Consider the following 17,435-nt stretch of genomic DNA (forward strand, 5'->3'; position numbering starts at 1 on the left):
TTACCCCTTTAGCGCCGTCAGTTGTTTAACATCCAGCGTGTGCAATGTGCGGTAAATCTTGCGCGCCATTAGCGTCATCACCACCACTGCGAAAATGGCATCGGTAGCAATGCCAATCTCTACCAACTCTGGCGCGCGGAAGGCCAACAGCGCCAACATCAAGTGCGCACCATTTTCCATCAGGCAGTAGCCGAAAATGTTTTTTAGAATATTGCGCTGGGTGACGATACATAGCAGGCCAATCAGGAAATGCCCAAGCGAGACGGCTAATGCAGGCTTCAGTGCACTGACCATCGGCAACTGCACTGGCTCGACCACGAAGTAGCTCAGTAAGATAATGATGGCGGCAATAAAAATAAGGGAGGCGGTTCCAATGACACCGCCGTTGGCTTTCGGGTCTTCCATCTGACGAAATGCGCGATACATAATCCACGGCACCAGCACCACCTTGGTGATAAAGGCGGTTAACGACCACAGATACAGTTCATGAGCGTGCAGCGTTTCTGCCAATACCAAGAAAATCAGCACCAGTACCAACGACTGCAAGGCATAAAACAGCGCCGAAGTGGCAGGTTTCTTTACGAGGATGACCAGCAGAGAGGTAATTATCAGCAGCCCTGCAAGATTGTTGACGACCATCGTGTTGACAAAAAGTGTTCCGGTCATTTTTTACTCCCTTATCCGAGCCAAGCGACGGCAATAAAGCTTGAGCACACTGACATAATCACCAGTACGACCAGCACCCCCTGTATAGCCAATGGCAGGGGTTTAGCGCTGGCAACCTCTTCTGATGGTTTACCGGGCACGGTTTGTCCAAACCAGTACAGGAACCAGCCGAAGCTGGCGACTGACTCAATAAGTGCCAGCACCAGCAGTGGGATCAGCAGCCAATGTTCATGGGAAAGTGAAAAGCCAGCGGCAAAAATAGGGAATTTACTAAAGAAGCCGTTGAATGGTGGCACCCCGGTAATCGCCAGTGCTGCAACACAGAATCCCACACCTAAGAGCGGCATTTTCCCCATGATCCCTTTGAGTTTGGGCAACATGCGGGTACCGCAGCTGTAGCTCAGAGCGCCAGCGACCAAGAAGAACAGACTCTTGGCGAAGGCGTGGTTGAAGATGTAGGCAATGCCGCCATCGAAGGCCAGCTGTGACCCATAGATTGCTAAAGAGAGTGCGAAGAAAATGTAGGACAACTGAGTGATGGTGGAGTAGGCCAATAGCCGCTTCATGTCTTTTTGTGGCAGATACATAAAGAAACCATAAATCAGCGTGATAACGGCCATCACCATGCCCACAGTACCGATAATCTGTGGCACGTCACCGGCAGAATAAATGGCGCGAGCAAAGATATAGACGCCTACTTTCACCATCGACGCGGCATGTAGATAAGAGCTGACCGGTGTCGGTGCTTCCATTGCATCCGGCAACCAGATATGCAACGGCAACTGAGCTGATTTCCCCCAAGCGGCAAACAAAATGCCACCAAAGACGATGATTTTAGTGGTGTGATCCAGTTGTGCCAGTGCGGTGAGGGCGAAGGTGCCGGTATTGACCAGCAGCACCGCCGCGGCTAAGTACAGCCCGATGGCTGCTACATGGGTTACCAGCAAAGCTTTGAGTGCCGAACGTAGCGACTTCTGACTTTGGTAGTAGCCTATCAACCCCCACGAACAGCCACCGGTGATTTCGAAGAAGAATAACTGACCCAGCAGAGTGGAGGACAACACTAGCCCAGCCATTGCGCCGATGAAAACCAACAGTAATGCATAGTAGCGATTCGTGCCTTCATGTGGATGCTCGCGGTTACCCAGAGTGAGATAACCGGTGGAATAAATGCTAACCAGCAAGCCAAGGAACACCACGGCGAAAGCAATCAAGGTACTGATGCGGTCGACAGTCAAACCGAACAGCGCCATATCACCGTAATGAATCAGATCAAAAGTGATGTCTATCTTCCCGCCAGCTAAATAGATGTAGGCCAGCAACATTGTTCCGAGAGTGGCTAATAGCGCAAAGAAGATGCAAGACCATTTCGCCATTTTCTGCGGTAAACAGGCCGTCAGGATGGCACCTGCAAACGGGAGCAATAGAGTGGCAAGGGCTGTGTTTGCAAGGACAGTATTCATAAGAGCCATGTTCTCCATGATGGGGTTATTAGCTCCTTAAAGGCCAGTGAGATAGAAAACCAGAGATAAGGCAGCGACGCCAAACCCCAGCCAAGTGACACGGGAGGTCAACAGGAAGCGCCCGCGGGCGATACTGTTTTCCACCAAGGAGGCGAGGACAAATATCACCAGCAACTTGATAACACCGGCTACCAGCGCCCATAACAGACCCGGCCCACTGAGCACGGCCAGTTTGCCAAAGGGGATAAACACACCAAGGAACAGTTGCGCCACCACCACCTGTTTTAGACTGATGCCCCATTTGACCAACCCCAGTGATGCGCCGGAATACTCAGTTAATGGTCCTTCTTGTAACTCTTGTTCTGCTTCGGCGACATCAAACGGGATTTTGCCCATCTCGATAAAAACGGCGAAACCGCAGGCGAGCAGCGCCAAAGCCGTGGCCGTCGGTGATTGCCAGTGCCCTTGAGACAGCACGGTGCTGATGGTGCCGATATTGGTGGACCCTGCAATCAGCCCGACGACCAGCAGTGACAGAATTAATGTGGGTTCGACCAGTACGCCAAGAGTCAATTCTCGGCTGGCACCGATACCGGCGAAAATACTGCCGCTATCCAAACCTGCCAGAGAGAAAAAGAAACGGAACAGTGCGAAGAGATAGAGCAGAGCGATGAGGTCACCGGCCACGCCAAAGGGGGAGGCCAACGTGAAGACTGGCAGTGCCATGGCAATCAACAACATGCTGCCCAGCAACATATAGGGCATGAGGCGGAAGATAACGCCAGCATTAGCTGGAGCCACATCTTGCCGTTTCAGCAGTTTGGCTAGGTCACGATACTCTTGCAAAATGCCCGGCCCACGACGGGAGTGCATTCTGGCCTTCACCATGCGCGAGACGCCCGACATCAATGGCGCGAGCGCCAGCATGATCAGCGCCTGCCCGATGGCAAAGGCAATCATAGAGACCGCAGGCATATCAGTAGTTGGCATTGCTTGTCTCCTTAAAGAGCCGCAACGATCAGCAGGATTACCAATGCGGCAACCACATACAGACAGTAGAGGCGGAAATCACCCTGTTGCAGCCATTGAATTCGTTGACTGAGCCATTGGATCAGGCGGATAAGTGGGGCCACAATTTTGTCGTCCCATACGGGTTCCACCCGGCCTGCGCTGCGCACTGAACTCTCCAGTACGCGCTGCATTATTGGTGCGGGATCCAGTGTTTTGCGAATACGGTATAGTGGGGCAAACATCGCCCGCAATGGCTGGGTAAAGCCGCCAGCAGAAACTGTCATGGCCTGCTCGTATGCGTAACCACAGGCCCAAGGGTCTCCGCCATGACGAAATGCCAGACGGCTACCTCTGTAGAGGCTGACAACCAGCAAAATCACCAGTGGCAAGATGAGTAAACCGCAGAAAATATAGAGGGTGGACAGCATCGCCTGAGAACTGTGTTGCGGGAACAAGAGCGCGCCTTGTGCCACCTGAAGGTGAGGCATCGGTTGAGTGGTTATCAGGCTGGAGGCGATACGGGCGATGACGGGAGCGACATGACTGGCCCCTATTCCTAATGCCAGACAGAGCAGCGCCAACAACAGCATGGCAGAGGTCATTGGCCAAGGAACTTCCCGTGCAAGGGCGGTTTTTTCTGTGCGCGGTAGGCCGCAGAAGCTGAGGCCGTAAACCTTAACAAAGCACATCGCGGCCAGTGCACCAGTGATGGCCAGCATCACAATAGCAATCGGCCCGGCGAGGCGAATAATGAAGCCGCCATCTTGGGTCATGGTAAACAGTGATTGATAGGTAAACCATTCACTGACAAAACCATTGAATGGCGGCAGGGCTGAAATTGCCATACATCCCACCAGAAAAGCCAGCGCGGTGTAAGGCATCATTCTGGCTAATCCCCCCATCTTCTCCATATCTTTGGTATGGATGCGGTAAATAACGGCACCGGCCCCCAAGAAAAGTAGCCCCTTGAACACGGCGTGGTTCAGCAGATGATAGAGCGCGCCAAGCAGGCCAAGAGCAGCTAGCACCGGCTGGTGGCTGGCGATACCTATCATGCCAACACCGACACCCATCAGAATAATGCCAATATTTTCAACAGTATGATAAGCCAGTAGGCGTTTGATATCGTGTTCGGCCAGCGCATATAACACCCCCAGTACAGAGGACACCGCACCAAAGCCCAGTACCATTACCCCCCACCACAATTGGCTGGCGCCGAGTAAATCAATGCCTACTTTGATAATGCCGAAAATACCGATTTTAACCATGACACCAGACATCAGGGCAGAAGCATGCGATGGGGCCGCTGGGTGAGCGCGGGGTAGCCAGCCGTGGAGTGGTAGCATCCCGGCTTTGGCACCAAAACCAAAAAAGGCTAATAAAAAGATAATTGAGGCCATGATTGGCTGCGGATTAGCCTGCCGGAAGGCATCAAATTCTAAACTGCCGCTTTGGCGATACAGCAAGAAGAAAGCAATCATAATCAGCACTGAACCAGCATGGGCAATCAGGAAGTAAAGCAAGCCAGCACTGATGGCATCATCGTCCTGATCGGAAATCACCAGGAAGTAAGAGGCCAGCGACATCATTTCGAAGAAAATAATAAAGTAGAACGCGTTGTCCACTACCACTAGTGCCACCATCGAGGCGATGAATAGGTTCATAAATACGCCCATCCCCCATGCCCCACGCCCTTTGTATTCCTGCACATAAGCCAGTGAATATATAGAGGTTATTACCACTAACAGTGAAATGACCATCAACATAAATGCCGCCAATGGGTCAAGACGCAAACTGAATGCCGCGAACGGGAATGGCCCCGCCGTGGCAAAAGTGACAACGTCGCCACCAAGCAGTGTTGGGGTGGCGGCGAGCAGACCGGCAGCGCCACCTAATAATGAGGCCAATCCGGCGGCATAGATTGCCAACGTTTCGCGGCGTGCCAGCAGTAGGGAGAACAGTGCGCCAGCCAGATAGAGCAGTAAGGAGAGCCACAATAGCTCCAGAGAGTTCATCATCTTTTCTGCTCCTCGTGAGAGAGGGGGGCTGAAGTGTCTACGGCCATAAAGGGCAAGTCATTGGCAAACCCACCGGCGGCTGCCAGACGTTTAGCGCGATTCGCTTGTTCTATGCTGTGCTCATCAACCAGCATTAAGGCATTGGTTGGACAGACCCGCACACACTCCGGCCCTTGAGGTAGGAAGCTGCATAAATCACATTTCACCGCGACAATTCGCACGCCGGCATTCCAGGCAAGAAATGGGTTCATATTGGCCGGGCTGAAAGGAACATCGGACAATTCAGTCATGGGAATAGAGTCAGGGAAGGTTTCTGGCACAGACAATGGTTTGCTGCCTGCAGGAGTAATCGCACCAAACGGGCAGGCAAGCCCGCAGAGCTTGCAGCCGATACAGGTAGTTTCATTCAATTCGACGGCATTATTCGTAAGGGTAATTGCATTGACCGGACAAACCCGCGCGCACCATGCATCCTCGCAGTGGCGACAGAGAATGGGGGAGGTCACCGTGGCATTACGCATGACGGTCAATCTGGGGTGTTGTTGTAAACCCTTGGCTTTATGCACTTGGCTGCATGCAGCCATACAGGTATTGCATCCAATACAAAGCCTCGACTCCGCAATAACAAAGCGGTTCATAGCCATACCCTCCGGGACAAAAAACTGGTGACAGTCAGGCCAATAGAAATCATTTCTCAGCTCCAAAGCATATTCTGTGCCAGTACGGCATGCGCGGAGGTAAAAGAGTCATGAAGGCCCACCCGCTGTGCGTTAGGAGTGTGGTAGATAACGCGTTGAAATTTAAAAGGCAGTAAAAACAGTGTGATTGCTGTGGCTATGTGTCGACATTAGTGACGAAACGACTGTTTAGCGATGACACTTCGACAGTGACGGTTTATCAGGTGAGTAGACTGTAAAATAAAGTTGGTTAATAACGTTATTTATCAATTAATTAAATTGAATTTCAGACAGGTAAAAACCACTGTATTGCTGGCATCTTCTTTGCATTACTTTTGCGAGGGATATCAACACAGGAAGCACAGTCATGCATGAGATTACCTTGTGCCAAAACGCGATTACCATGATGGAGCAGCAAGCCAGACTGCACGGTGCGCAGAAGATAACTGGGGTTTGGCTAGAAACCGGGGCATTTTCTTGTGTCGAGCCGCAAGCATTAGCATTCTGTTTTGAATTGGTTTGCCGAGGCACCTTGGCGGAAGGTTGTGTTTTGCATTTAAGCCAACAGCCGTCACAGGTGTGGTGCCATGACTGCCAACAGCATGTCAACTTACTCAGCAGTAAAGTGACACGCTGCCCATTGTGTGCCGGAAGTCATTTACAGATAGGAGCGGCAGATGACGGCGTGATGATCAAGCGGCTGGAGGTGGAATGAATTTATTTTTTGTGCTGATAAAACCCAGCACCGATTGGGTGGGAGTCGAACTATGTGTATAGGCATTCCAGGGCAAATTGTCGCATTGGACGATGCTCAACTGGGGACTGCATGGGTGGATGTTTGTGGTGTGCGCCGTTCAGTGAACATTATGCTGGTGGCGGCGGATGAGCAGGCCAGCTTGGCATTAATTGGCCATTGGGTCTTGGTGCATGTGGGGTTTGCTATGAGCCGTTTGGATGAAGATGAGGCGCTGGAAACATTGCAACTCTTGCAGGAGATGGGGGAGGTTGAGAATGATGTGCGGGCGTTTTTGGGGCAACGGGAAAGTCACTAATATTCCCGATGCACCCTAATGACAAAACTAAAGTTACTGACTTTTTTGTTTTTCTTCTGTCAGCCGGTGTTCCAACTCGACAAGCTGTTCTGGTGAGACGGCCGGGTAACCTTGTGCGTCATCGGGGATGACGTGAACAGCTGGAATTGGGATCAATGGCCCCAAAAAGCGAGGTTCACGTTTCAGAATATAGAGATCAGACAGTGCACCGAGGCGGGCAAAAATCTCACGAACCCGGACATTGAGCATATCTTTCGGTGAAGGCACGGCAAAACACTGTGCCTGAATCCCCATATGCAAGGCAATAAACAGTGCTCGTTCGCAATGGAAACGCTGAGTAATGATAATAAAATCATTAGTATCAAAAACTTTTCGGGTACGTACTATGGAGTCCAGAGTACGAAAACCAGCGTAATCCAACACAATGTCAGCCGGTGCCACACCTGCGGCAATCAAATCACGGCGCATGGTCATCGGCTCATTATAACTTTGTAGCGCATTGTCGCCACTGAGCAATAAGTAGCTGACTTTGCCACTGTTATAGGCATTTATTGCCCCTTGGATGCGGTATTGATAAAACTGATTAATACCGCCAGTACGGTAATATTTGGCGGTTCCCAACACAACGCCAACCTGCCGATGGGGTAAATCTTGTAGTTCATCATAGATAAAAGGAGCCGTTTTCCAGCTAATCCAGCGATCGAGCGCAATAGCAGTCACCATCAGCAATCCTGCGATGGTAATTAGGCTAATTATCAGGCGTTTCCACATTCTCAGGCCTTCGATGCGTTCAATTCACAGTAGTATTTGCAAGGCTACTGTACCTGTCGTTGCCACGCAAGCCATTCTACCCTTCGTCCTTGACGCCACAACGGTGTTCGCTGCGCTCACTTACCCGAATCACTTACTGATGTAAGCTCATCGGGATAAGTGCGCTGGCTGCCTTGTTGTAACGCCAATGACGTTGGGTGCCCCTTCGCTTTTGACGCCACAACGGTGTTCGCTGCGCTTACTTACCCGAATCACTTACTGATGTAAGCTCATCGGGATAAGTGCGCTGGCTGCCTTGTTGTAACGCCAATGACGTTGGGTGCCCCTTCGCTTTTGACGCCACAAAGGTGTTCGCTGCGCTTACTTACCCGAATCACTTACTGATGTAAGCTCATCGGGATAAGTGCGCTGGCTGCCTTGTTGTAACGTCAATGACTTTAAGGCATTTCTATTGTTCTATTACTGTTTGAAATATTCACGAATAGATTAACCGGCCCGTATTTATGTACAGGCCGGTTAATATTTAGAACGAAGTGCGTTTATAGCTGCGGTATTGTGGTTGCCAGTAGTTATGGTCAATGGCTTTTTTCAATGCTTCTTCAGAAGTCACGATGGCGACACCTTGCAACTGTGCTGCTTTCCCTACTTGCATCGCAATACTCATGGAGACGGTTCGAATATCATCAATATTTGGCAGCAATGCCCCTTCACCGTGAAGTGCTAGTGGTGAACAATCGGCCAATGCCCGGCTGGCGGCCATTAACATGCCATCGGTAACGCGCTTGGCTCCTGATGCCAGTACACCCAAACCAATACCGGGGAAAATATACGAGTTATTACATTGCGCAATCGGGTACAACTTGTCTTTATAGCTGACCGGTGAGAATGGACTACCGGTGGCGACCAGTGCAGCTCCCTCGGTCCAGTTAATAATATCTTCCGGCCGCGCCTCTACTCGTGATGTTGGATTAGACAATGGCATGACAATCGGGCGAGCACAGTGTTTGTGCATTTCACGAATGAGTTCTTCGGTAAACAGCCCCGGTTGACCAGAAACACCGATTAAGACGGTTGGCTTGGCATTACGGACTACATCCAACAGGGAAATCGCATCACTGTTCGAGTCCCAACTTTGTAACGCTTCACTTTTTTGTACTAGCTTGCTTTGGAAGTCGAGCAAATTAGGTAATTTGTCGGTTAACAGGCCGAAGCGGTCGACCATAAAGACACGTGCACGTGCTTGCTCTTCACTCAGCCCTTCTGAAATCATTTGGGCGATGATCTGTTCAGCAATACCACAGCCGGCGGATCCTGCACCGAGGAAAGTGACAGTTTGGTCGCGCAACTGACTCCCAGCAGCACGGCTGGCAGCAATTAGGCTACCGAGTGTGACCGCGGCTGTTCCTTGAATATCATCATTGAAACAGCACAGTTCATCGCGGTAGCGGTTCAGCAGTGGGGTTGCATTGTTCTGGGCAAAGTCTTCAAACTGCAACAACACATTCGGCCAGCGACGTTTTACAGCCTGAATGAACTCATCGACAAATGCATAATATTCATCACCGGAGATACGCGGATGGCGCCAGCCCATATACAGTGGGTCATTCAGGCGTTGCGGGTTATTGGTGCCGACATCCAATACCACTGGCAAAGTATAAGCCGGACTGATACCTCCACATGCGGTATAAAGTGACAATTTACCAATAGGAATGCCCATTCCGCCGATACCTTGGTCGCCAAGGCCGAGAATACGTTCACCATCAGTAACAACGATGACTTTCACGTTCTGCTTAGTGGCATTTTGTAGCATGTCATCAATGTGTTCACGGTTCGGATAAGAGATAAATAACCCACGCGCACGGCGATAAATATCAGAGAAATGTTCGCAGGCTTCACCCACTGTTGGCGTATAAATAATCGGCATCATCTCACTAAGATGGGCTTCTAGCAGGCGATAAAACAGTGTCTCATTGGTATCTTGAATATTACGCAGATAGATATGTTTATCGTCGTCGTTTTTGAAATCCTGATACTGTCGGTAAGCTCGATTAACCTGTTCTTCAATGGTTTCAACCGCTTCGGGCAATAAACCATGTAAATTGAAGTGGCTACGCTCTTCATTAGTAAAGGCGCTACCTTTGTTCAACAGAGGGAATTCTAATAGGATGGGGCCAGCGTAGGGGATGTACAAAGGGCGCTTACTTTCGTATTCAAGTTCCATGAATTTTACTCTTATAACGTTATCAAATCGTTGCCCTGATCCTAAAAGATAAGAAAAATATGTACAGCTTTTGTTAGTTAAATATGTCGGTTAGCGGCAAAAGTGTGAGGCAGGGTGATAATCGGGGTGAGTGATGTCACCCCGGTTTTGCTGTTATTCCATTAAAATGTTACGCGTTTGACATCTGTGCAGCCCAATGCGGCCAAGGTTGCCTGGGTGGCACCCCACTGAGTGAGCATGGGTTTACTGCTTTCAACCAGTACTGCGCGGCGCAGCGCACCGCAATCTTTGCCAGAAAGATTGGCGAGAATTAATGCCGCTTGCAGCGGGGGGAGGCTTGGGTTAAATGCGGCATTTTCGGCATAGCGACCAGCATAAATTGTACCGTCAGCCGCTTCAACGGCAACGCCGCTGTGAGAAAGGCTGTAAGGGGCATGACTGTGATTTGCACCCTCAAGAGCGGCTTGTGTCAGAGCATCGGCCTGGGCCACTTTGTAGCCGTGATGAACGGGGTCCATCAACAGGGTGGTGATAGCCAAATCTTTCGGACCGAAAGCATCGGGTAAATATTGCCCCAGTGTTGAAGTTGGGCGGCCGGGTAGATGAATATCCAGTCCAGTTCCGCTATTTAACTCATTCATAAACTGGCGGCAATGGCCGCAGGGAGTGTAATTGACGGTAATAGAGAGCAGACGAGTTTCACCACGTAGCCAGGCATGTGTTACGGCACACTGTTCGGCGTGGATGGTCTGTTGTAGCGGCGCACCGCCAAATTCCATATTGGCACCGAAGTAGAGGTTGCCACTGATACCGCGAGTGATGGCCCCGACCATGAAATGGGATACGGGTGTCAATGCACAAGCGGCAGCCAGAGGTAGCAACGCAAATGCCAGCGCATCGTCATCTAACCCACTGATGCTTTTCACTGTTTTCACTTGTTCTGCTGTCAGCATGGCAGGGAAATCGTTTGCGCTTAAAATAGGCTCAAGTGCGGTTTGCAGTGAAGTGGGAAGATCTGCCCAAGGGGCTTGAAAACGTGCTTGCATAAGGTTTTCTCCAATAGTAACGGGAAACTATTTTAGGCAGCTTGAAGCTTTCTTGGTGTGATTTAGATCTCGTTATACGTGAAATTCATGCAAGTAAAATCTCAAATGAGAGATGTATCTCAAATTTATGTCGCAGTGTTGAGGATGTTAACCAAACAAATGTAGCAGTACTGGGAACAGGAATGGCGCGAGCAATGAGGTGATAATTCCGCAGATGACCAGTGCCAGCGAACTGAACGCCCCTTCCTGAAAATCCAGCTCTGCGCACCGGGCAGTACCGAGGGCATGTGAAGCCGTACCCATTGCTAAACCGCGCGACGCTTTGGTAGAAATTCGCAATATATTCAGCAGACTGTGACCAAAAACGGCCCCTAGAATACCAACAAAAATAACGCAGACTGCACTGATAGCAGGTAAGCCATGAAGGGATTCCGCAACTGCCATGGCAATGGGGGTGGTGACAGACTTAGGTAATACTGAGGCAGCAATCTCTGGGGTTGCCCCCATCCACAAAGCAATCGCGGTGCCGGTGACCATGGCGGTGACACTGCCGATAAAACAGATTGTGATGATGGATTTCCAGCGCGCGCGAATTTGATGTATTTGTTCATATAGCGGGAAAGCTAACGCCACTACCGCGGGTTGCAGCAGGTCATTGAGTATTTTACTGCCCGCAAAATAGTTGGCATAAGGCATATGCGTAACCAATAGCAATGGAATGATAACAACCATTGATATCAGCAAGGGGTTAAGCAATGGCATTTTCAAACTGCGGGCTAAACGACGTGCGCTGAAGAACACGATTAATGTCAGTGGCAGTGACCACCATAAGTTGCTGATCATTTGTCCTCCTCCGTGTGGGTTGGAGAACCAATCACTTTACGTTCACGATGGACGTAATGGGAGCTATAGGCCACCACTAACATCACAATCAAGGTACTGACAAAGCAGGAAACGACGATAGGACCAAATTGCTTGGTTAATTGATCATAATATTGCATCACGCCGACTCCGATGGGCACAAACAACAGCGCCATATAGCGGATTAGCAAGTGGCAACCCGGTTTTACCCATGTAGAGGGCAAAATCTGTGAAGCGAGTAGGGCAAACAGAATCAGCATCCCGATGATGCTGCCAGGAATGGTGATAGGCAACAACAAAGCGATGGCTTTACCGGCCCATAGACACAAATAGATAATGGCGAAAGCCCGCAGATACTGCCAGCAAAGTGAAGTCACGTTGCGCATAAAAAGGGTCCTGAGTAACGGAATACATTCATCATACAATTAACGATAGTAATGTGCTAGCAATCACATTATGAATAATATTAATGGAGTTGTGCCTACCATGACCAGTTCTGGCAGCCTATGTCAGATCAGAGCGGCTGTATTTGGCTGTAGCGTCTTGTGCTTTCGCCAATTGATAACCACGATAGAAAAACATCAACCCCAAAATGGCTGCAATAATCAGCATGTAGAACATCATGTGGGGTGCTGCATAGGCGAGCAAGAAACCACAGAGTACCGGGTTAACAGCTCCGCCTAATTGACCGAGATTCTGTACCCCATAGTAGCTGCCTTTAAGATTCGCGGGAGCAATAAAGTCGATAAACATGTATTCGACTGGAATAACAATAATTTCACCCAGTGAGAATATCGCCATGGCCAACATCCATAATGGGATTGACTCTTGAGCCGCCATAAATCCGAACAGACCGATAATGAAGAACAAGGTTCCTAGCATCAACCAGCGCATTAAGTTCTGCTGATTCATGCGGCGGCTTAATAGGTATTGCAGAGTAATCACAATGGTTGCATTAACGGTCATCACCGCTCCAATCACTTGATAAGCAAACTTAGCGTCGGAAACCGTAATCAGATATTGCGATAAGTAACCGGAAAACTGGCCAAAGACAATGGCACTGAGCATGCTACCCAGAGTGAAATAGATCAGCCGCTTATCATGGCGCAAAATGCGGAATGTCTGACGAAAATCAGGTGCTGACTCGGTTGGCGTATGTGCAGAAACCGACATATCAGTGCTGTCTATTCTAAATTTCAGTATGAGAGCGACTGATAGCGCCAGTATGCCAGAAATAATAAACGGGGCTTGCGGCCCGATGCCCACCACCAATACCCCAAGCGCCGGGCCGATGGCCCAACCCACATTGACTAACGTGTAGTTGGCAGAGAAGGCTTTAATGCGTTCATCGACGGGTAGCCAGTCAGCAAAACAGGCTTTAATAGCAATACTGTAGACAGAGTATGCCGAGTGTAGCAGTGCCAGAATCAGGATTATCCATGCAGGGTGTTCAATCCAAGGGAGCGTAAAAAAGGTGATCGAAAATAGAGTCACGGCCAGCAGGATCAACTGCTTTTTATTGAATTTATCGACCAGATAACCGCCATAGAGACTGGTGAAAATACCGAGCGTTAAACTTGCCCCCAATACCAGTCCGACCTTATCAGGCGCTAATTGGAAATGTTCTGCCAAATAGATAGTGATAAAGGGGAGGGTCACGGCTCGCCCGATAGTTAAGACCAACGACGCAATCAGCAGATTGGTAATACGCGATGGAAATCCTTTCATGATATTTTCTTTCTTATTTTTTATTATTTGGGCAATGAGTTGTTTTTAGGCGATTTTTTCACTTAAAAGTGTGATTCTCACCGTTAACGACATAGTGGCTCAGGCAATTACAGTAGACTATTACGACAAGAAAGAGAGGGGGGTAAGCGGAAATTTTTTTCAAACAGCAGATCGACCTGAATCGACCTGCTATTAACAGATAATTAACCTAAATACTCGATGATCGACAGACCGCCATTATAATCGGTGCTATAGATAATCCCTTGTGCATCAACAAACACATCACAAGATTGAATAACTTGAAGGCGTCCGGGCCGCTTATCCATCATTTTTGCGGGTGCGGCGGGAACTAAAGCCCCAGTTTCCTTGGGGTGATAAGGGTTGCTGATATCATAAGCGCGCACACCGGCATTTTGGTAGGTAGCGAAAATCAGTGATGAGCTGATAAAACTACCGGGCCGGTTTTCATGCAGATTATGTGGGCCAAAATGGGCACCTTTTTTCACATAATCTTGTTCATCAGGGACCGGGAATGTTGAGATACTCACTGGATTGCTTGGCTCTCGGATATCAAACACCCAGATATGCTTCTCGCCATCTTCCTGATTATCCAGGACAGCTTCATCCAGAACCACCAATAAATTGCGATCGGGCAGGGGCAGAGCAGTGTGCGTTCCGCCACCAAACGGTGGGCTCCAGTTGCGGTGACTGATCAGTTTTGGCTCATAACGGTCACTGACGTCCAACAGCGTTAGACCGCCATCGCGCCAACTGCCATAAGCCGTATCACCACTGATGATGGCATGATGTAGTGCATAGCGTTTACCTTCTGGCCAGCTTGCCTGCTCCCCTGCGGCAGTATGCATGCCGGGTAAAGCATAACGACCAGCCACTTGCGGTTTTTGTGGGTCAGCCAAGTCAATGGTTAGGAAGATATAATCACTGTAACCATCCAGAAGTGCAGAAACGTAGGCCCAGCGCCCACCGACGTACCAAATACGGTGAATACCAATACCATCAAGTGGTAGGAAGCTTATCTCACGAGGTTTATCTGGTGTCGAAATATCAAAAATACGCAGTCCAGCACTCCAACTGCGGCCCTCTTGGCGAGTACTGACCGTTTGTGCTACCGAGCGCGTGTAATACACTTTTTCCTCGGCAAAGCTGGCGTCAGCAAACAGATCACGGGCATTAATCACCAAAAGCAGGTCATCGTGGGCCTGTAAATGCACATTCCAGGTATTAGGCGGCGCAGCAATAAAACCGGCAGGTCGTGGGTTTTTCGCATCCCGCACATCAATAATTGAGACACCTTGCGACACCATATGACCGACATAGGCATACCCACGGTGCACCATAACTTGTACACCATCAGGTTTACCGCCTTGATCACTATGGCCAATCAGCCGCATATTGCGGCTGTATTCAGGTGTCGGCAAGAATCTTTGCGTTGCCATCTATATAACTCCAAATCAATTGAACCCGCGGATTTTACTGACCGTTTTTAGCGGCAAGCGTCGCAAACCAAGGCGAGTTGAAATCATCTGATTGGCCCCAACCGGGAATAATTTTACTTAAACCTGCAACGTTGACCGGACCGGGTTGGCTGACTAACAAGGCTTGTGGAATCGATGCCGCGCGAAATTCATAAGTGGCGGGGGTCTCTTCACCGGCAATTTTCTTGGCTATCAGGCGTAAGTTAACCGCACCAATGAGCTTAGGGTCAACGGCAACACTGACTTTCCATGGACTATTGGCTTCACGCATCAGTTGCAAATCCTGATTAGAAATATCAATGCTGTACAGTTTGATCTCTGTGCGGCCATTTTCTTGTAGAGCTTTATAAGCGCCCTGAGTGAAGGCATCCCAAGTCCCCCAGATAGCGTCAATCTTTCCTTTCGGATACTTCGCCAAGACTGCGCCCACTTTGTTTGCGGTATCACCTTGAACATCTGATGAAACTGCCCCGATAGATTCAAGTTCATTAATGCCAGGGTTCTGTTTCAACAGTGCCTGATAGGCAGCCTGACGACGTTCCATCGGCGGGAAACCGGCTACCCAGAGTTTGATAATATTGGCTTTACCATCGAAGTCTTTGATTAACTGACCAAAGGATTCATTGGTAAGAGAAGCGTCATCTTGCTGAGTCACTGTCAGACCGGGAATCTCACCCTGTATTGCGGTATCAAATACGGATACCGCAATGCCATTGGCGGCGATACGCTTAGCCAACTCAGTTGAGTAGGGATCACGGCCCTGAGAAAGAATGATGCCATCATATTTTTGGCTAATGGCTTGGTTAACGAAGTCCTGAAAACGTGCATCATCCCCATTACTTAAGAAAGTGTCGATTTTGAAACCGAGTTTTTTACCTTCTTTTAATACGCCAGATAAAAATTGTGTGGTGTTGTCATCGGAACCTAAATTGCGGATGACGGCAATTTTAATCTGCCCTTGATGCTTGGCAATAGCCTCTGGAATGGGGGCGACTGTGGCGGTGCTCGCAGCGAATACCGGTAGGGCCGTCAGTAGGCCCAGGGCCAGTAAAGGGGAAGCAATATTTTTCATCCGGAACTCCGTCATGGTGTCAATTAGGTATGCAATGTGTGTTGTTGTCGTTGTTATAGCTATCTTTGTGTCTAGACGTCCATTTGTCTCTGTACAGCATCATAACCATAACTATTTTGATAAGGAATTAACTTTGTTATGAATTTTTGGATCGCGTTATATCTTTTAGTTTGGATAGCTTAAATAAGCAGCAAAAGGTAGGGGGTAAGGCTGTCAGTCATTATAATTAGCAGTAAGTCGATGTAATAACCGTTTAATTTCAGTGGTTTTGTCTGAGTGACATATAACCTTATTGTTCATGCGACAAATGTCATGATTATTATTTTATTTCGTTACTAACTGAGTGCTGATATTCTAAATAGCATTGAGAGATAATAAGGTTAATCATCATAATTGATGTAAGTTCTACACGTTCTAAATTTAATGATATTTAAAGGATTAAAATCACCATGGGTAAAATTAGCAACCTATATAAATTCAGACAGGATGAAGCTGATAAGACAAAACTGAATGTCAATGACATTATCAGCAATGCTATTAACGATGATACCCTCTATCGTTATATGTCTCGTACCGAGTTTCTTTTTCTTTTTATCCGCTACTTATTTGCGTCGATAATTATCATTTTCTTAACAATGATAATGTTTCCTGATTTTTTTGATGAAATCTTATCGCTGTCAATATCATCTTTTTCTATCGTATATTCATTAGTATTGTTATTGCCTTGCTCATATCGCTTGGCAAGCCAGAGACTGAGCCCCTATTTATTAATTTTCCATCTTCTTCCGCTTGGTGGTTATTTTCAGAATAGTACGCTCACGCTATTTTTATTCGGGTTATTTTTACTTTATCTCATCTTTATCAATATCTATGACGTAAAACCACCCACATGTGAACGTAGAAAACAATTAGCTTCTAACTTACCTGATGAGTATCCGTTTGGACTGACTCTGATCTGTTTTAGTTTGTTATATATCAGTTTTTTCCTGCTATTTGAGCCGGATGACGCCTTTATTTCATTGATGATGCTGTCATGGATTTTCTTTCTACTGGCTAAATGGCATTGGCCTGTGGTGGTATTAAATATATTGGGCGCGGTTGGTGTCTTTTGGTTTTTCTCTTCGGGTTTCGTCGATATAAAACATCATAAGAATATTATTATCGACGCACTAATTAAGATCTCTTTATTAGATAATATTCTATTTTTGATTTTTTCCTTAAGCCTGTTTATTAATATGCTTTTTTGGCTGGAAGATTGGCTGCGTGAGCGGCAACCTCAAATACCTAAAGAATAGAGTGACGGTGAGAGTTAGCGCCTAGATGCCCTAAGAATGCTGGTCAAGTTAGCCTTGA

At 48.3% G+C, this 17,435-nt stretch carries 16 protein-coding genes; 3 read left to right on the forward strand and 13 right to left on the reverse strand.

The genetic code is table 11. The features are described from left to right. From hyfE to HUZ92_RS15085, 5 genes are read right to left on the reverse strand one after another with little or no spacing between them, the layout of a single operon-like run. Entirely contained in the window at positions 1-666 is a 666-nt protein-coding gene (gene hyfE / locus HUZ92_RS15065; RefSeq protein ID WP_050098679.1) for a hydrogenase 4 membrane subunit, read from the reverse strand. An 11-nt stretch (positions 667-677) separates the two neighbouring features. Next, positions 678-2,147 (reverse strand): hydrogenase 4 subunit D, encoded by a 1,470-nt coding sequence (locus HUZ92_RS15070; protein WP_128451097.1) that lies wholly within the window; start codon positions 2,145-2,147, stop codon positions 678-680. An 18-nt stretch (positions 2,148-2,165) separates the two neighbouring features. Continuing rightward, complete coding sequence (locus tag HUZ92_RS15075; RefSeq protein WP_050098675.1) at positions 2,166-3,119, reverse strand: respiratory chain complex I subunit 1 family protein; 954 nt, start codon at positions 3,117-3,119, stop codon at positions 2,166-2,168. A gap of 11 nt (positions 3,120-3,130) precedes the next feature. After that, complete coding sequence (hyfB, locus tag HUZ92_RS15080) at positions 3,131-5,158, reverse strand: hydrogenase 4 subunit B (RefSeq protein WP_072087679.1); 2,028 nt, start codon at positions 5,156-5,158, stop codon at positions 3,131-3,133. Beyond that, entirely contained in the window at positions 5,155-5,796 is a 642-nt protein-coding gene (locus HUZ92_RS15085) for a 4Fe-4S dicluster domain-containing protein (protein ID WP_145525735.1), read from the reverse strand. Before HUZ92_RS15085 ends, hyfB begins: the two co-directional genes overlap by 4 nt. A gap of 406 nt (positions 5,797-6,202) precedes the next feature. On the opposite strand from HUZ92_RS15085, the gene hypA reads away from it, so the two are divergent. After that, positions 6,203-6,550: a hydrogenase maturation nickel metallochaperone HypA gene (hypA, locus tag HUZ92_RS15090; RefSeq protein WP_050098667.1), complete on the forward strand. Its 348-nt coding sequence runs from the start codon at positions 6,203-6,205 to the stop codon at positions 6,548-6,550. 52 nt (positions 6,551-6,602) lie between these two features. After that, the gene (locus HUZ92_RS15095; RefSeq protein ID WP_050098663.1) at positions 6,603-6,887 is read left to right on the forward strand and encodes a HypC/HybG/HupF family hydrogenase formation chaperone; all 285 of its coding nucleotides are present in this window, start codon (positions 6,603-6,605) and stop codon (positions 6,885-6,887) included. Between the two features lie 33 nt (positions 6,888-6,920). Here HUZ92_RS15095 and sanA read toward each other — a convergent pair whose 3' ends face one another. From sanA to HUZ92_RS15135, 8 genes are all read right to left on the reverse strand, one after another. Continuing rightward, on the reverse strand, positions 6,921-7,658 hold the full coding sequence (gene sanA / locus HUZ92_RS15100) for an outer membrane permeability protein SanA (RefSeq protein ID WP_050098659.1): 738 nt from the start codon (positions 7,656-7,658) through the stop codon (positions 6,921-6,923). Between the two features lie 523 nt (positions 7,659-8,181). Then, a complete protein-coding gene (locus tag HUZ92_RS15105; RefSeq protein WP_050098610.1) occupies positions 8,182-9,879 on the reverse strand; it encodes an NAD-dependent malic enzyme in 1,698 nt (565 codons plus the stop codon). Between the two features lie 161 nt (positions 9,880-10,040). Further along, positions 10,041-10,925: a cytidine deaminase gene (cdd, locus tag HUZ92_RS15110; RefSeq protein ID WP_050098606.1), complete on the reverse strand. Its 885-nt coding sequence runs from the start codon at positions 10,923-10,925 to the stop codon at positions 10,041-10,043. A 147-nt stretch (positions 10,926-11,072) separates the two neighbouring features. Then, complete coding sequence (locus tag HUZ92_RS15115; protein WP_050098603.1) at positions 11,073-11,768, reverse strand: CidB/LrgB family autolysis modulator; 696 nt, start codon at positions 11,766-11,768, stop codon at positions 11,073-11,075. Then, a complete protein-coding gene (locus HUZ92_RS15120) occupies positions 11,765-12,172 on the reverse strand; it encodes a CidA/LrgA family protein (RefSeq protein WP_050098601.1) in 408 nt (135 codons plus the stop codon). The genes HUZ92_RS15115 and HUZ92_RS15120 overlap by 4 nt, the downstream gene beginning before the upstream one ends. 118 nt (positions 12,173-12,290) lie before the next feature. Next, positions 12,291-13,514, reverse strand: coding sequence for an MFS transporter (locus HUZ92_RS15125; RefSeq protein ID WP_050140715.1), 1,224 nt, complete (start codon positions 13,512-13,514; stop codon positions 12,291-12,293). A gap of 203 nt (positions 13,515-13,717) precedes the next feature. Next, a complete protein-coding gene (locus HUZ92_RS15130; protein ID WP_145579887.1) occupies positions 13,718-14,971 on the reverse strand; it encodes an LVIVD repeat-containing protein in 1,254 nt (417 codons plus the stop codon). Between the two features lie 34 nt (positions 14,972-15,005). After that, entirely contained in the window at positions 15,006-16,082 is a 1,077-nt protein-coding gene (locus HUZ92_RS15135) for a sugar ABC transporter substrate-binding protein (protein WP_050098593.1), read from the reverse strand. 449 nt (positions 16,083-16,531) lie between these two features. Here HUZ92_RS15135 and HUZ92_RS15140 point away from each other — a divergent pair, with 449 nt between their 5' ends. Next, positions 16,532-17,377 (forward strand): hypothetical protein, encoded by an 846-nt coding sequence (locus HUZ92_RS15140; RefSeq protein ID WP_072086561.1) that lies wholly within the window; start codon positions 16,532-16,534, stop codon positions 17,375-17,377. The last annotated feature ends 58 nt before the right edge of the window (positions 17,378-17,435 follow it).

Source organism: Yersinia vastinensis, from assembly GCF_902726565.1.
GTDB lineage: Bacteria > Pseudomonadota > Gammaproteobacteria > Enterobacterales > Enterobacteriaceae > Yersinia > Yersinia vastinensis.

Bases quoted from the DNA above. Each gene is read 5' to 3' on its own strand.
- hyfE (WP_050098679.1), bottom strand. From the start codon at position 666: ATGACCGGAACACTTTTTGTCAACACGATGGTCGTCAACAATCTTGCA.
- HUZ92_RS15070 (WP_128451097.1), bottom strand. From the start codon at position 2,147: ATGGAGAACATGGCTCTTATGAATACTGTCCTTGCAAACACAGCCCTT.
- HUZ92_RS15075 (WP_050098675.1), bottom strand. From the start codon at position 3,119: ATGCCAACTACTGATATGCCTGCGGTCTCTATGATTGCCTTTGCCATC.
- hyfB (WP_072087679.1), bottom strand. From the start codon at position 5,158: ATGATGAACTCTCTGGAGCTATTGTGGCTCTCCTTACTGCTCTATCTG.
- HUZ92_RS15085 (WP_145525735.1), bottom strand. From the start codon at position 5,796: ATGAACCGCTTTGTTATTGCGGAGTCGAGGCTTTGTATTGGATGCAAT.
- hypA (WP_050098667.1), top strand. From the start codon at position 6,203: ATGCATGAGATTACCTTGTGCCAAAACGCGATTACCATGATGGAGCAG.
- HUZ92_RS15095 (WP_050098663.1), top strand. From the start codon at position 6,603: ATGTGTATAGGCATTCCAGGGCAAATTGTCGCATTGGACGATGCTCAA.
- sanA (WP_050098659.1), bottom strand. From the start codon at position 7,658: ATGTGGAAACGCCTGATAATTAGCCTAATTACCATCGCAGGATTGCTG.
- HUZ92_RS15105 (WP_050098610.1), bottom strand. From the start codon at position 9,879: ATGGAACTTGAATACGAAAGTAAGCGCCCTTTGTACATCCCCTACGCT.
- cdd (WP_050098606.1), bottom strand. From the start codon at position 10,925: ATGCAAGCACGTTTTCAAGCCCCTTGGGCAGATCTTCCCACTTCACTG.
- HUZ92_RS15115 (WP_050098603.1), bottom strand. From the start codon at position 11,768: ATGATCAGCAACTTATGGTGGTCACTGCCACTGACATTAATCGTGTTC.
- HUZ92_RS15120 (WP_050098601.1), bottom strand. From the start codon at position 12,172: ATGCGCAACGTGACTTCACTTTGCTGGCAGTATCTGCGGGCTTTCGCC.
- HUZ92_RS15125 (WP_050140715.1), bottom strand. From the start codon at position 13,514: ATGAAAGGATTTCCATCGCGTATTACCAATCTGCTGATTGCGTCGTTG.
- HUZ92_RS15130 (WP_145579887.1), bottom strand. From the start codon at position 14,971: ATGGCAACGCAAAGATTCTTGCCGACACCTGAATACAGCCGCAATATG.
- HUZ92_RS15135 (WP_050098593.1), bottom strand. From the start codon at position 16,082: ATGAAAAATATTGCTTCCCCTTTACTGGCCCTGGGCCTACTGACGGCC.
- HUZ92_RS15140 (WP_072086561.1), top strand. From the start codon at position 16,532: ATGGGTAAAATTAGCAACCTATATAAATTCAGACAGGATGAAGCTGAT.